Below are 15,258 nucleotides of genomic sequence, written 5' to 3'. Positions count from 1 at the left end.
CCCCCCCCCAAAAAAAAACTCGAGATTCCCGATTGGGTGATGGTCGTTGTCCCGCCAAGTCTATTTTGCTAACAGATGAAGACATCGGACCATCTGACTGACAAACGAACTCTCATTGTCGAACCATGTCGCACAGCGTACTTGAAAAGTATGCTCGGAAGTTCGGCAGACCATTGTCTGGGTTGCGTCGAAGAGCGATGCGTAGCGCATTCCGACAATATCAGATGATACGTATTCCTCCTCCGTATAGCCGAACACTTCTGATGAGGCCGCTTTCATCGCCGCATTGATCTGTGCCCCGGTTACATCGTCTATTTGAATCTCAGCGACAAAATTGATAAAACAACCGGCGGGAATCGGAACCCTGACTGCGGATCCCATCAGTTTTCCGTTTAACTCCGGGATGACCAGCCCAACCGCTACTGCCGCCTCTGCGGTCGTTGGTATAACATTGTTCGCCGCCGCTCTCGATCGTCTGAGGTTGTTTTTTCTCTGAGCGTTATCGACCAGCATCTGTGTCGAAGTGTAACCGTGAACGACTGTCATTGTCCCTGACAGAATGGGAGCATATTGATGTAAAGCCTGTACCATTGGGGCTAGCCCGTTTGTCGAACAGGATGCAGCCGAGATAATTCGGTCTTCCGGTTTCAGTATGTCCGAGTTGACACCATAGACAATGGTTGGCACACCTTCACCGCCGGGAAAAGAGATAAGGACCTTTTCGGCGCCGGCATCCAGGTGTTTTTGTGCCTTTTCACGAGACAGGTAAGCCCCTGAACAATCGACGACTACCTCAACCCCATGCGCGCCCCATGGCAGCCTCTCCTGATCCGCGTTCATCACATGGGTCACCGGAATACGTCTGCCTCCTACCTCAATGGACGAATCACCATGCTGTATGGTGTCGGCCAAATCATACGTCCCGAGGGTGGAATCGTATTTAAGCAGATAGGCCATCATCTCCGGAGTGGCCGGATCGTTAATGACCTGGATTTCGTAGTCCGGATTGGAAAAAACCTGTTTGAAAAATATCCTACCGATCCTGCCGAATCCGTTGATTGCTATTTTTGTGCTCATATCTTAGTTCTCTATTAATTAGTTGAAATGTGTAGCAATGACATACATCAATTGCGGGAAAAAGGTCATTACCACAACAGCTCGTACGACTTGAAGGATAACGACATCAGTGTTGTTTACGCCGAGATCGGCTGAAATAAGAGCCATGTCAGATGCCCCAGCCGGTGTTGTAATCAGCATGGACTCTTTTCTTGTAAAGGAACAGAAGCGTCGAATAAGTGATCCCGTAATAAGGCAGTTCAGTGCGTATCCGGAAAAAATAATGGCAAGTGGAATGAACATCCCCTGAAGCTCCATGACATCGGCCATACAGATCGTGCTGCCGAGATAGCTGCCACTCAATATTTGCGCAAACATTTTCAGCGGTCTTGGAATGTACGCAAAATCAAAATAAAGCTTCAGCACCATGGTAGAGAGAATCGCGAACATAAAAGTTCCGGAAGGAATACCTGAAAATTTTCCTATCAAACCGAAAACGGTTGCAACCATTAACGTACACAAACACGCCGCAGTGGAGTGGGTCTTGGATTTCTTTCTTTTTTCGACATATCCGCGCCCTTCTATATCATAGGCACCCTTTGCCTTGTCATAGAGCATGATTAAGCCGGGGAAAACCCCTATGCCGAGCACCTGACGTATAATCTGCATGACGGCGACCTTCGGCCCATCCGCCCCCATATCGGCGGCAAGAATAGGGGTGTCGCTGATTCCTCCAGGGACTATACACATCAATGAAGTCAGAAGATCCATCGTGCTGCTCTTCCAGATCAAAAATCCGCCACCTAGATTCAATACCAGTAATGCGGTTATCATGAAGACAATGGGTTTGATAATTTTTTGTAGGCGTTGCACATCACTTTTTTCCATGATGCAGCCGATAAAACCGCCGGCAACAATCTGGATAACGGTCTTTGATTCTTTCGGCATATACGCCGCTCCGAAAAAGATATTATAGGCGGCCGCTCCGACTAAAGATCCGACCAGAAAACCACCGGGAATCTTCATCTTCCTTGCAAGATAGCCGACGGCTACGCCGATCAGCAGGGTTATCAATACGTGTTGTATCATTTTCTTTTCCTTTTGGGTTATTCAACCAAAGCTACCGATTTCACCTGTACCCATATTGTCATATCCTGCTGAATTCCAATCGTTGCTGCGGCCCTTCGAGTCACTCGGGCCAGTAAGATTGAGCTTCCGATACGGACACGAACCAGCATAAGCCCTGGATGTTCGTCCTCGCCCAAAGCATCAACACGTCCACGCAAAACATTCTGGATGCTCGATTTGCCGGGATTTTCAGCCAGACTCACATCTCTTGCAAAAACGCGAACACGGACATGCTGGCCGACAGATACCCCCTGGTCACGCAGCCACAGGCTGCCGTCAGGAAAATCGACACGTACCAGATGCCAATGGTTATCAACTTCACCGACAGTGCATCCGAGGACTACCGCCGTGTCATCTCCAAATTTGAAAGGGAGATCAAGTCGTGAAAGAGTATCGGCCAGTGGTCCGCTGGCAATAACTCTACCACCATCCAGAACCACCAGATAATCGGCCAAACGGGATACTTCTGCAGGAGAATGAGTGACATAAATGACCGGTATATCGAGATCGTCATGTAGTCTTTCGAGATACGGAAGAATCTCTTTTTTACTTTTTATATCCAAGGCAGCGAGAGGTTCGTCCATCAGGAGTAAACGTGGGCTAACAAGCAGGGCGCGAGCGATGGCCACACGTTGCCGCTGTCCGCCAGAGAGTTTATCGGGATTGCGGTCAAGGAGTTCTTCTAACCCAAGCCAGGATACTGCATCGTCAAAAGCAACCCGCCGTTGCTCTTTAGGAATGCGTTCGAATCCATAGAGAAGATTTTTTTTAACCGACAAATGCGGAAAAAGACTGGCCTCCTGGAACACATAGGCCAGGGAGCGTTGGTGCACCGGCATAAAACGGTTGGTATCTTGCCATACTTCTTCCTCAACGGTGAGGTGCCCTTCAGCTGGTTGCAGTCCGGCGATACACCGCAACAGAGTTGTTTTGCCACAACCCGAATGACCAAACAGTGCACTGATTCCACGGCTTGGCAAAGTAAGATTCACATCCAGCGAAAAATCATCAAAACTGGTGTTGAAACAAAGATTTATAGAATTATTCATAGAGTAAACGTACGTTGCTGGCGGCTATTGACCAGATAGAGAGTGAGCAAGACCAAAAAAGAAAAGACCACCATGCCCCCTGCAAGCCAGTGAGCCTGTTCATACTCAAGGGTCTCAACGTGATCGTAGATAGCCACCGATAACACCTTGGTTTCTCCTGGGATATTGCCTCCCACCATGAGAACGACTCCGAATTCCCCAATGGTGTGAGCAAAAGCAAGAACAGATGCAGTGAGAAATCCGGGGCGAGCGAGGGGCACAGCGACACTCCAAAAACGATCCCACATGGAAGCACGCAGGGTCGCTGCAACCTCCAGTGGCCGATCGCCGATTACCTCAAAGGCGTTTTGAAGCGGCTGCACAACAAAGGGAAACGAATAAAAGACGGAGGCCACCACGAGCCCCGGAAAGGTAAAGGGTAAGGTGCCGAGCCCGATAGCCTGGGTGAAATGGCCTACTGGACCTTTGGGCCCTAACATAATTAGCAGGTAGAAACCCAAGACTGTTGGGGGGAGTACCAGAGGCAAAGCCACCACAGTTGCAATAGGTTGCTTACTCCAATGACGTGTTCGTGCAAGCCACCAGGCTACAGGAGTGCCCACCACCAGCAACACAAGGGTTGTGGTGGTGGCCAATTTCAAACTCAAAAGAACAGGACTCCAGTCAAACACCATGAATTACTCCACGCCGTAGCCGTATCCGGTGATCACCCTAACGGCTTCCGGGCTTTTGAGAAAATCAAGAAATGCCCGTGCTGCCGGATTTTGCTCTCCTTTTTTTAACAGAACTGCTTGTTGTGCGATGGGTGCGTAGTAGTTCTCCGGGATCTCCCACAGGCTTTCGGCTCCCTTTGTTTTTGTCCAAGCTTTAACTTGGGATAAAGCGACGAATCCTACCTCAGCGTTACCCGTGGCCGTAAATTGAAATGTCTGGGCAATGGAATCTCCTTTGACCAATTTGGGCTGTACTTGTTGCCAGACCCCCAGATGCTCCATAACCTGCTGAGCGGCCAGTCCATAAGGGGCGGTTTTGGGATTGGCTAGAGCGAGGTGCTTCATGGGAAGAGCCTTTAAATAGCTTTCCGCATCTACAAAAAGGTCCTTCTTAACACTCCACAAGGCTAGTTTCCCTTTGGCATAAGTGAAGCGAGTACCAGATACGGCTAAATTTTGTTTTTCCGCTTTGGCCGGACGTTTACTGTCTGCTGCCAAAAAAACCTCAAAGGGGGCACCGTTTTCGATCTGGGAAAAAAGTTTTCCGGTGGACCCGAAACTCGTCTTGACCGTATCCCCCGTAGCCTTCTCGAACAATGGAACAATGTCGCGAGTGGCATCGGTAAAATTTGCAGCCACTGCAATTATGAGTTCCTTTGCAAGAGCATTGCTGCCGATTAAGGCAAGGAAAAGGGTTGTCAGAAAAATAAATTTTAGTCTCCGCATCTTCATCGAGGTTTCTCCATTTGTGGTGGTTCGTGTTATTTCGCACTTGAAACTTGCACAAAACATGTTAAAATAAACGAAATAATACTAAATGAGATACAAAATGCATACGAATGCCCAGATTATATCTTTTCGTGCATTTAGTCAATACTTTGCCATAACCGGAGGAATTCCCATGGGCACAAAAAACGAACTTTCCGTTCAAGATGTTGCCGGCATGCTCAAGGTGAGTAAAAGCAAGATTTACGGCATGATAAAGGATGGTGTGTTGCAATCCTACAGAGTAGGACGCAAGGTGCGTTTTTCGGAAAATGATATACGGGCGTATATTCAGAACTCGAAGAAGGGGAATAGCCTCCAAAAACAGGAAGTAATTCACACGACTCAAAAAGAAGGGTTTGTGCTTTGCGGTCAGGATATCATTTTGGATATACTTTCAAACTATATGCGTCAACGTGGAGTTCCAGCGTTACGAGCGTATATAGGGAGCTACGACAGCCTAATTGCACTTTACCGGAAGCAGGTAAATGTCGCTTCTGCTCATCTTTGGGACAGCGATACAGATACCTATAACGTCCCATATGTGCGGCGATTGTTGCCCGGAATCCCCGCAGTAGTCGTCCACTTGACCTGCCGCATACAGGGTTTTTTTGTAGCTCAGGGGAACCCAAAAAAAATAGTAGACTGGGGGGATTTCGGCAGGGATGATATCACGATGGTCAACCGTGAGCAGGGGGCTGGTTCACGGGTATTACTTGATGAAAACCTACGACTATCAGGCATTTTTGGCAAAGATATCGCCGGATATGATCATGAGATTCAATCACATCTTACTGTTGCCAGTATCGTAGCATCTGGAAAAGCGGATGTTGCAATAGGGACTGAAAAGATAGCGCGACAGGTGGAAGGTCTTGATTTTGTCCCGATAAAAAAAGAACGGTATGACCTTGTGTTCAGGCGTGAGGATGAGGAAAAATACGAAACACAATCCCTTTTAAGCATTATTCGATCACAGGCATTTCAGGAAGAGTTTTCCCAGATTGGTGGATATGACACTGCTGATATGGGAAAAGTTGTCGTCGAATTTTGAGTTCCAGTGACATAAAACTTGCGACTAAAAAGTGAATAATATTATCCGGTTAAATCTTAATCAATTTACTCTAGGGCCACATTAAAAGTTTCTACTGTCTTGCTGGCGAGACGGATTTGGTTGAATTTTGATATACAGGGGCGAGCTTGCTAAAACGAAAAAATGGTGTACTAATCACGCGCTGATGCTGGCAACCACCGGTAGAGTGTCGGAATAGATACACCGAGATTCTTGGCCGCATCTTTTGGAGGGATGCCGCTGGCCAGTAATTTTTTTGCGGACTCAATTTTACTTTCTGTCATCTTAGGCTTTCGCCCTCCCTTCCGGTCATATTTACGCGCAGTTTCTAATCCTGCACGGGTACGCTCAATAGTCAGCTCACGTTCCATTTCCGCCAGACGAGTGTCGATGGAATCAGTGAGAGACTCTTGAACTGACGCCTTGCTTGTGTAGGTTACAGACTAGGCCAATCGATTGTTTGACGCTACGGCCTAGACGATCCAATGGCCTTGTTTATTTCGGATTTTTTGCAATACCTGTCGCCGCTGGGCTGGGGCGTAATCACCCTTAAAATCGGAGCAGGTAGATTCAGCCATTACGGCCACTGCCCCGGGCATAAAGTGCTATTTTTTCGTCTTCTGAAGTGCCCCCTAATACAAAAAACTACAGTTTTCCCGCAGAGCTCCTTCAGCACGCCGTTGTCCAACTGCAGGCAGAATCCGGTACAGCTACACAGACCTGCTGGCCAATCGCCGGGTTCTGTTGCCTGTAGTCATCAGCTAACATAAGAACCACCATCAAAACTCCGACATCGACAACAACGCGAATAGTGTGCCCCTCCTCCATCATCATCACCACCCGGCCTTGCACCTGAGAGCACACCGGGGGTGATTCCCGAAGATCGGTGACAAGTCGAATGCTTTCCGGGTTCAGGGTGATCCTGCCACGTCCGCCTTGCCCACTTTTTCTGTTTTCTGCAGACAGGTAGAGTTCAACGACCCCATGCAACAGGTAGCGATCTTTGTCTCCTGAGGTCGGCTCGAAGGTACAGGCATAGGAGTTTTCATAGGTGGTATTGACTCGCTGCCCATTTTCAAGGACTAGCGTGTGTTGGGCCAGGGTGGCTGCCTGCAATCGGTCATGGGTGGTAAAGACAATGGTGGTCGCCTGTTCCCTGTTTATGGTACGCAGCAGCTCTGTAATGACCGCCTGGTTTTCCGCATCCACACTGGCTGTGGGTTCATCACAAAGCAGCACCTGGGGCTCAAGTGCTAGGGCGCGGGCAAGAGCCAAACGCTGGGTTTCCCCCCCGGAGAGAGCGTCAGCACGAGCGTTTTTATAGCGTGCCAGGCCCACAGTTTCCAGGACCTCATCCACCACTCGGTTGCGTGTCGCCCCATCAATCTTTCTGATTTTCAGTCCAAATTCGATATTTGCGCGTACCGTTGTGGAAAACATGATTGGGTGCTGATCAACCAGGACGACCTGCCTGCGCAGGGAAAGAATATTGCCCTTAGCATAATCGACCCGTTTACCCTGAAATGCCAGTTCCCCACACACCGGTGATTCAAGAAAGGCAAGGATGTTCAACAGGGTCGTCTTCCCTGCCCCGTTGGGTCCTAACAGGGCATGGATACAGCCCTGCTCGATAGTCAGCTCATCGATATCAAGGACTGTTTTCTTGGCAAAGCGTTGTTGCAGATGCTGCAGCTGGTACAGACTCATCGGCTGCTTTTTCCTTGAATCAGGTTGAAGATAATGTTGATTCCCAGGCTCAAAGTCATGAGGACCACACCAAGAGCCACAGCAAGAGTGAAGGAGCCCTTGTCATACTCCAGAGCCATGGCCGTGGTCATTGTGCGTGTAAATCCTTTAATATTGCCACCAAGCATCATGGAGATGCCAATCTCTGAGATAACCCGGCCAAAACCGGAAATGACCGCAGCACTGATAGCAAAACGGGCTTCGCGTAAAATGACCAAAGCGGTTTGCCAGCCATTGGCCCCCAGGGTTCGTGCAGTTTTCTGGTAGCGCGCATCGACACGGCTGACAGCTGCAATGGTCAGGGCGGCTATCAAAGGGACAATAAGAATAAACTGGCCAATGACCATTGCCTCTTGCGAATAGAGTAAGTCAAGCGGACCAAAAATTCCCCGCCGGGAAATGAAGACGTACACAAAGAGGCCAATAACCACCGTTGGCAGGGCCAGAAGCGTATTGAGAACAGTTATGACTGCACGTTTCCCCGGCACCTGCGAGTGCGCAATCAAAAAACCCATGGGTATCCCCACTGCAGAGGCAAACACCGTGGCCAGGCTACTCACCGAGAGGGTGACCTCTACAATTTTTAAGAGTTCCGCATCTCCGGTGCCAATCAGGCGAAAAGCGGCAAAAAAACTGTCGACAAAAAAATTCATGCAATAATTGAATCGAGGAGAGTAGGCGGATGCCGGTGACCGGTGATCCGCCCTGATATGCAACCTGAATCCGTTCCCTTGGTTGGAATGTTCACGAATTCAGGTCCACTCCATGGAATTTTCAGTGATGATTGCTCACATCGCGTCTGGGAAAAACAACTGGTTCCCCAAAAGTTTATAATCGGCAATAACCTTCTGCCCTTTGGGAGAGACCAGCCATTGGGCCATCTCTTCGCCAATGGCCTGTTTTACATGCGGATGTTTTTTGGCACTTACAGGGATAAAACCATAGGGGTTAGCCAGGTTATCGCCGCCTTCGCAGAGAATGTCGAGGTTGATCGGTACATCACGTCCGTGTTTGTACTTGATATAGGTACCGCGGTCGGTCATGGTGTAGGCCTGCTTTTCATCGGCAATGGTCAGTGTTTTGCCCATGCCCTGCCCTACAGAAAGATACCAGCCGGCACCGTCTTTGGGTTGAACGGATTTAACTTCACGCTGTTTTCCCTTTTTGGTGATCACAGCCACATTCTCTTCCAGAGCGATACCAGAATCTTTCCACAGGGATTGCTCTTTGGAATGGGTGCCGGAATCATCGCCGCGGGAAATAAATGTCGCCTTGGCGGTAGCGATTTTTTTCATCGCATCAGCACCGCTGGTGGTCCCCTTCACCCCTGCTTTATCAGCTTCTGGTCCGATAATAACAAAATCATTGTGCATGATTGCGTAGCGTTTGGTGCCATACCCATCGGCAACGAACTTGGCCTCGCGTTTTGCATCGTGGACAAAGATGACATCAACGTTGCCATCAATACCGTCACGAATTGCAGCACCGGTCCCCTTGGCGACTACCTTAACCTCGATACCGGTATCCTTTTTCAGGGCGGGCAGAAGGATATCAAGCAGTCCTGAAGCCTGGGTTGAGGTAGTGGTCGACATCTTCAGCACCTTGTCTTGGGCAAAACCACTGGTTGCAATAAAGGGAGCCAAAAGCAAGCCGCAAACCAACAGATTTTTCAATTTCATACAACATTCCTCCTTTATGGGTGTCTTGAATAATTAGATTTTTCAATCAAGGTCAAGGCATGTGTAAAATTTTACCGCAGGCATATGCCTGATATCGGAGTCTTCGCTTACCTCCGAGGATAAAATTTTTCGCATAACGCAGAGATTGGCAGAAAAAGCAATTATTCAAGATTCCCTTATGAATTCGGGCAAAGCCAACTCCCTGCCCAGTTACTCCTCATTTCCTTCCTGGAAGACTATTTTACCGGCAATGGACAAATCGTATCCGGTGAGGTCAGCGGCGGCCTCTTTAAAATCTTCAGACTGCAGTAGACCAAAGAGACTCTGAATGGATTTTTCAAAAAATACTTTTTTGGAGACAAGCAGGTCAAAACGTTCCCAACGAAGCGGCAGAAAACCAAGATCCAGGGTGCGGGCAACTGTCTGAATTCCTGGCCCGACATCAGCACGCCCGGCTAGAATTTCTAGGCCCACATCCATATGACGGGGCACTTCATTGGCATAACCATCAATCTTATCCCCGCGAATCCCTGCCTTTTGCAGCTCATGATCAATCAATAATCTGGTCCCGGTACCAAGAGAGCGATTCACCATACGAAGACCAGGAGTGTCTAAATCAGCTATAGACGAAATATTATGAGGATTATGCTTACGATACAAGAGTCCCTGCATACGCCGACAAAAGTTGACAACAACGGGCATGTGTTCAAACTCTTGAGAGGCATATTGAAAATTGTAATCGGCCTCATCGTCTTGAATGAGATGGCTTGCCGCTATATGGCAGAGATTATTGCGCAGAGCCTGCACCCCCCCCATGGATCCCACATTGCCGAAGACAGCGAGATGCCCTGTACAGGATCGATTGAACAAGGTAATTGTTTTATCGAGCAAAGGATCATTACTCCCAGCCAAAACAATCAGTCGTTGGTTTGAGGTGAGCGGGCGAATATTGTTGGGAAAATTGATGGTGTTATTTTCGACCCATTGCTCAATGAGATATTGGGGAAATAGCCATTTTCCGGCAATCTTTGTTGCCGGCATCGACTTTTCAGATACCAGCGTATACACCATTTTCTCATGAATATTGAGAAATTCGGCGACCTCCTTTGTGGTCATCATGCGTTTCATGGTCATTCCTTGGAAAAATAATAAATCGTGGTTGGGCATGACAAATTGGTCACTAAAGTAGGTTTTCGTCAATATCTTTCATGATGGCTGGCACTTTTTCCTACAAACGAACCAAAAGCTACCATTATTTACCCTTAAACTGAAGGGCTTTGCAAGCCGTAAACTTTATGATTTTGGTTCCCAATCCCGCTTTTCCCAGCCTTCAAGAATGGACCAATGGCGATAACGCCGTGGCATATGGCTGCCAACACAACCGGATATGAGGATGAGCCATAGAAAGGGATTGGTAAAGGGAGGATACATATGAATCAGCAGGCAAAGAGATACATGAAACAAGATGAGTAGCCCTTTTCCACGATGGTACCAACGGCTGTCGTGCATCCATTCAAGGATAACAAGCAGCAATCCTGAAAAAATGGTCAGCCAGTGCCAGACTCCAAGCCTGGCATACGGTACGCCCAAAATACAACCACCGAAGAGCACCGCGATCGCAGCGATATGCAGGGTACGGCTACTGATATTACACCAGCGCATGGTTGCCTGAGAACCAAAGACTATCGGTTGGTTACGCTGTGTTTTTTGCGAACCTGAAAGTGGGTTTGCCTTGTTCATATCTTCTGGGATGGTTAAAAGGAGGAACTTCCCATCTTTACCTTTTTAGTTTTTTGAGACCTATGCCTAATTTTAACGACTATTTTACAAGAAACCTGGAGAGTATTTCCCGGGAACAACTGGAGCTGCTGCAGCTAAAACGTGTTGCCGTTGTTGGTTGCGGCGGTTTAGGCGGATATGTGATTGAAGAACTGGCCCGTATTGGAATTGGTCACCTTCATCTCTTTGACCCGGATACCTTTTCAGAAAGCAACTGTAACCGTCAGCTCAACGCACTGATGGCGACAATGGGCCAAAGAAAAGCTGAGGTCGCGGCAACGCGTGTCGCCTCTATCCATCCCTATTGTCAGACACAGACGTTTTGTGCCGATTTTCGCGATGTTGATGCAAAGCAATCCTTTGCCGTTGATCTCGTCGTTGATTGCCTGGATGACATCCCCGCCAGACGTGATCTCTCAACTCTGTGCAAGCGGCACAACCTGCCTCTGATCCATGGGGCTGTTAACGGATGGTATGGTCAAGTGGGGGTACAACACCCTGGTGGCAACTTGATTGAGCAGCTCTATCCCTTACGAAGAGACCAGAGCCAACAACTCCCCGCCCCCTCTGTTCTTTCCTTTACTGTGGCGCTGGTAGCGTCACTACAGGCTGCTGAAGCGGTGAAAGCCCTGCTTGGTCTTGAGACACTGCTTTCCAGCGGCTGGCTCTATATCGACCTGAAGGAAAACGATTACATCTACCACGAACTCTAGCAATATGGATTGCAGGCTTTGCATGTCGTTCTCGTCCTACTCTAAGAAAACGGCATGTTTTAAAAATCCCCGCCGAAAGCACCTGTCAAACAAGAGGAACTATTTGCCCGGTCTCCCTGGTTGAATAGCCTCCCAAGGCTTCAACACGCTGCTGAAACTGATCGGTGGCTATAACCGAAAGCACCGCCTGAATCATGGGCGTCTCAAACAGCTTTCCAGGAATGAGCAGGTCATAGCGTTCTTCCACCAGAGGGACGAAATCAAGATTCAACGCTTTAGCTGCACTTTTAATCCCTAAGCCCACATCCACCTTATTGGCCAGCACAGCTACAGCCACAGCCATATGGGTATATTCATCATTTTCATACCCGCTGATCTCATCGGCATCGAGATCCTGGCGGTCCAGCTCATAATCCAGAAGCACCCGTGTACCGGAACCGGCCTGGCGGTTAATAAACTGAATATCATCCTTAAACAGATCATGAATGTTCTTGATCTGTTTGGGGTTTCCTTTGCGAACAATAAACCCCTGCTGGCGGTGAACAAGGGTCACTAGACGAATATCTTTGTCCGCGAGGTGTTTACGCACATAACTGGTGTTATAGGAACCGTCTTCAGGATCAAGCAGATGGGAACCGGCAAGGTGGCACATCCCCTGTTTCAACGCCATAATACCACCAAGGCTCCCTACATGGGTCGAGGCCAGCGTATAGGCAGGTTGCCGTTGCCGCAGCGAATCGTTGAGCAGATCAAGACAGAGATCATGGCTGCCCGTTGAGAGAATGGTTCGCTCGATCATGGGTAAGGGCTGGAGCAGGTCAATTTCCATCACTTGTCCGGCCTTTTCACCTTCCGATGCGGCTTCGATGCGAAGGATACTGTTTGCTCGAGTCAACGTTGTAATTGCTCCGGAGCCCTGCTTGAGGGGGACAGCAACAAAACCAACACCGATCCGACCGACTATCATTCGTCGGAACTCTTCAATCCCGGCTCTTGAAGGCAAGTCCTTGGCAAGGCTTGCCTTGATCATAACTGGTGGTTCCAGGTAAATTCCCTGCATCTGCGCGAGAAGTGGCATCACCAGTTGCTCCATGGCGATAATGGCAGAGACCGGGTAACCTGGCAGCCCCACCACAGGCTTGTTGTTGATCACACCTAAGATAGTTGGTTTACCGGGCATAATGGTGACACCATGCACCAACACCTCACCGAGTTCCTCTACAATGCGTACGGTGTAGTCGGCGCTTCCGGCAGAGGAACCGGCATTGATGATCACCATATCCGCATCGGAGTTCACCATGTCCAGCAGATGGGCCTTGATCCCCTCATAATCGTCCTTGAGGATGGGGCTGATTTCTGCGATGCCGCCAGCTGTTTCAACCAAACCATTGAGCACACCGGAATTGGATTCGACCGTTTTGCCGGAGGGGATCGTGTCGGGATAATCCTCAAGGCGTACCAACTCGTTGCCAGTGGGTATTATATGCACTTTGGGTTTCTTGCGTACTTCCACGGTATTAATACCAGCTGCCAGCAACGCACCGATATCAGGGGCGCGAAAACGATGCCCCGTTGTAAAAAGCAGTTCAGTTGCAACAATATCCTCGCCCACCTTACGCACATGTTGCCAGGGATAAACAGGGGCCCGTATAACGCCCTTTTTGCCATCCCCACTCAACAGTACGTTTTCAATCATGATAACGGCATTCTTCTCTTCCGGGAGAGGAAAGCCGGTATTGATCATGGTCGCCTGCCCACTCTCTATACTCAGGGTCTTCGGCGATTCATCACTGGCACCAAAGGTTTCTTCAGCCAAAACTGCCAATCCGTCCATGGCGGCGGAATGAAAAGAAGGTGCGGAAAAACGAGCAAAGACCGGAGCTGCAGAAACCCGTTCAAAAACGCTTCGAGAGGGAATGGTTTCGTTGTCCAGGGAATAGGCGCTAAAACGGGACCAAAAAATCTGCTGGGCCTCTTCCCTTGCCTGCATGTTCAGATAAATTTTACGCTGCATACTGTGCTCCTTATTCATTCAGGCGGCGGGAAAAAGAAGAACTGTACAGGGGGCTCCTTGGTCGAGTCCCTCCATATCACGACCTATGGGTAAAAGGCCATCGGCACGGACAAGCGGGCTGAGCAGCCCGGATTTACCGTACACTGGCACCGCTTGTAAAGCTCTGCCCTCTTCGTGCAAAAGGCGGACACGTACATATTCCTGCCGCCCTATGGCCGAGGGAATGGGCTGGGCAGTTACTGCCTCCACAGCTTGTAAACCAAGAGTCGAACCAAGCCCGGAGAAACGACGGATAAGCGGGCGGACAAAGCAGGTAAAGATAACCAGTGCCGAGGCAACATGCCCAGGCAGGCCAAACATGGCCTTGTTGTTTTGCCGCGCAAGGATGGTCGGCTTACCAGGGCGGACAGAGACACCATGCACAAGGAGTTCACTATCAGGAAGAGCAGCAAACACCCGTTTGGTAAAATCACGCTTACCAACAGAGCTGCCTCCCGAAAGCAGGAGCATATCTGCCCCCTCAAGCGCCTTGCTGCAAAGAGCAAGCATCGCATCAAAATCATCACCACAGATACCAAGCGGTACGGGAATGCCTCCGGCCTCCTCGACCATGGCCATGAGTGTGGTCGAATTGATATCACGAATTTTTCCAGGAGGTGGTGTCTGATCTGAGGGAACCAGTTCATCGCCTGTGGAAAGAATAGCCACCTTTGGTTTGCGATACACGGGGACCTGATTGATCCCTAAGCCGGAAAGGACTCCAAGATCCTGAGGACGAAGAGAACGTCCAGCTTCCAGAATAACTTGGCCAGGTTGGTAGTCTTCGCCCGCCTGGGTGACATTTTCACCAGGAGCAACGGGACGAAAGACCGCAACCGTCTCTTCATCAAAGGCTTGCGTATATTCCACCATAACAACGGCATCAGCCTTTTGCGGCAATTCACCGCCAGTCCAGATTCTCACAGCCTGACCGGCCTTGAGCTTGTATTCCTGGCCCGAGGTGCCCATGGCGATCTCGCCAACAATTGTAAGGAGCGCTGTTTCGGAATCAGAGCAGCCAAAGGTATCGGCTGCACGGACCGCAAAACCATCCATGGTCGATCGAGAAAAGGGAGGCAAGGCCTCGTTACTGACCTGTTGCTCGGCAAGAATGCGACCACGGGCCTCAAGCACCGGAATGATTTGGGGATCCAAGGGGGAGAACTCATCAAAAAGCGCGATGAATTCTGCAGGACTCATTAGTTTGAAAAAATCGTTCATTATTCCTTACCAGAGCTTATCCTATTAAACGATGAGCGGATGTTGAAAACACAAATCGATGGGGGGACATCCGTTTCCATGCCCGGAGCTTCCCTAACGGACAGCCGCTTGAGGAAGTGGGCATCGGAGGCTGAGTGAAACGCTGTACTTTCCGAAGTATGCCTGGCCGTTTGAGCCAAAACAAGAATCTAAGGGCTCGGAGCACACTTTCTTTTTGAGGGCACATGAGCCGTCCAAAGAAGAGTAGTACCCTGATGCCATTGGTGTAACTATACCACGGAAAGGAG

General features: G+C 49.4%; 14 protein-coding genes and 1 pseudogene. 2 read left to right on the top strand and 13 right to left on the bottom strand.

The genetic code is table 11. The annotated features are described in order from the left end of the window. Positions 1–60 precede the first annotated feature (60 nt). Genes JWJ90_RS19045 through modA form a run of 5 tightly spaced genes read right to left on the bottom strand, consistent with a single transcriptional unit; the run spans position 61 to position 4,672 of the window. Positions 61–1,077, bottom strand: a complete 1,017-nt coding sequence (locus JWJ90_RS19045; protein WP_205228827.1) for a type I glyceraldehyde-3-phosphate dehydrogenase — start codon at positions 1,075–1,077, stop codon at positions 61–63. Positions 1,078–1,095: 18 nt separating this feature from the next. Then, positions 1,096–2,145, bottom strand: coding sequence for an AbrB family transcriptional regulator (locus JWJ90_RS19040; protein ID WP_205228826.1), 1,050 nt, complete (start codon positions 2,143–2,145; stop codon positions 1,096–1,098). A 17-nt stretch (positions 2,146–2,162) separates the two neighbouring features. Further along, positions 2,163–3,233 carry a molybdenum ABC transporter ATP-binding protein gene (gene modC, locus JWJ90_RS19035; protein ID WP_205228825.1) on the bottom strand — a complete coding sequence of 357 codons (1,071 nt, stop codon included), beginning with the start codon at positions 3,231–3,233 and terminating at the stop codon, positions 2,163–2,165. Next, positions 3,230–3,907 (bottom strand): molybdate ABC transporter permease subunit, encoded by a 678-nt coding sequence (modB, locus tag JWJ90_RS19030; protein WP_205228824.1) that lies wholly within the window; start codon positions 3,905–3,907, stop codon positions 3,230–3,232. The genes modC and modB overlap by 4 nt, the downstream gene beginning before the upstream one ends. A gap of 3 nt (positions 3,908–3,910) precedes the next feature. Beyond that, positions 3,911–4,672, bottom strand: coding sequence for a molybdate ABC transporter substrate-binding protein (gene modA / locus JWJ90_RS19025; protein ID WP_240195046.1), 762 nt, complete (start codon positions 4,670–4,672; stop codon positions 3,911–3,913). 175 nt (positions 4,673–4,847) lie between these two features. Here modA and JWJ90_RS19020 point away from each other — a divergent pair, with 175 nt between their 5' ends. After that, a complete protein-coding gene (locus JWJ90_RS19020) occupies positions 4,848–5,762 on the top strand; it encodes a substrate-binding domain-containing protein (RefSeq protein ID WP_205228822.1) in 915 nt (304 codons plus the stop codon). A gap of 170 nt (positions 5,763–5,932) precedes the next feature. Here the strand turns inward: JWJ90_RS19020 and JWJ90_RS23980 are convergent. The 6 genes and pseudogenes from JWJ90_RS23980 to JWJ90_RS18990 form a co-directional block, all read right to left on the bottom strand. After that, positions 5,933–6,266 (bottom strand): annotated as a pseudogene (locus JWJ90_RS23980) (helix-turn-helix domain-containing protein); the annotation flags it as partial. A 183-nt stretch (positions 6,267–6,449) separates the two neighbouring features. Continuing rightward, positions 6,450–7,487, bottom strand: coding sequence for an ATP-binding cassette domain-containing protein (locus JWJ90_RS19010; protein WP_205228820.1), 1,038 nt, complete (start codon positions 7,485–7,487; stop codon positions 6,450–6,452). Then, a complete protein-coding gene (locus tag JWJ90_RS19005) occupies positions 7,484–8,179 on the bottom strand; it encodes an ABC transporter permease (RefSeq protein WP_205228819.1) in 696 nt (231 codons plus the stop codon). The genes JWJ90_RS19010 and JWJ90_RS19005 overlap by 4 nt, the downstream gene beginning before the upstream one ends. Before the next feature lie 135 nt (positions 8,180–8,314). Further along, positions 8,315–9,205, bottom strand: a complete 891-nt coding sequence (locus JWJ90_RS19000) for an ABC transporter substrate-binding protein (protein ID WP_205228818.1) — start codon at positions 9,203–9,205, stop codon at positions 8,315–8,317. Positions 9,206–9,415: 210 nt separating this feature from the next. Next, positions 9,416–10,333, bottom strand: a complete 918-nt coding sequence (locus JWJ90_RS18995) for a helix-turn-helix transcriptional regulator (RefSeq protein ID WP_205228817.1) — start codon at positions 10,331–10,333, stop codon at positions 9,416–9,418. Positions 10,334–10,498: 165 nt separating this feature from the next. Then, positions 10,499–10,945, bottom strand: coding sequence for a hypothetical protein (locus JWJ90_RS18990; RefSeq protein WP_205228816.1), 447 nt, complete (start codon positions 10,943–10,945; stop codon positions 10,499–10,501). A gap of 62 nt (positions 10,946–11,007) precedes the next feature. On the opposite strand from JWJ90_RS18990, the gene JWJ90_RS18985 reads away from it, so the two are divergent. After that, the gene (locus tag JWJ90_RS18985; protein ID WP_205228815.1) at positions 11,008–11,697 is read left to right on the top strand and encodes a HesA/MoeB/ThiF family protein; all 690 of its coding nucleotides are present in this window, start codon (positions 11,008–11,010) and stop codon (positions 11,695–11,697) included. Between the two features lie 85 nt (positions 11,698–11,782). On the opposite strand, the gene JWJ90_RS18980 is transcribed toward JWJ90_RS18985, so the two are convergent. Further along, positions 11,783–13,711, bottom strand: a complete 1,929-nt coding sequence (locus tag JWJ90_RS18980; protein ID WP_205228814.1) for a molybdopterin biosynthesis protein — start codon at positions 13,709–13,711, stop codon at positions 11,783–11,785. A gap of 18 nt (positions 13,712–13,729) precedes the next feature. Continuing rightward, entirely contained in the window at positions 13,730–14,971 is a 1,242-nt protein-coding gene (locus tag JWJ90_RS18975) for a molybdopterin molybdotransferase MoeA (protein ID WP_205228813.1), read from the bottom strand. Positions 14,972–15,258: the final 287 nt, after the last annotated feature.

Origin of the sequence: Desulfobulbus rhabdoformis (assembly GCF_016919065.1) — a bacterium.
In the GTDB taxonomy this organism is placed as follows: Bacteria; Desulfobacterota; Desulfobulbia; order Desulfobulbales; family Desulfobulbaceae; genus Desulfobulbus; species Desulfobulbus rhabdoformis.
Note: the sequence above shows the minus strand (reverse complement) of the source record. Positions and strands in the feature narration are given on the sequence as shown.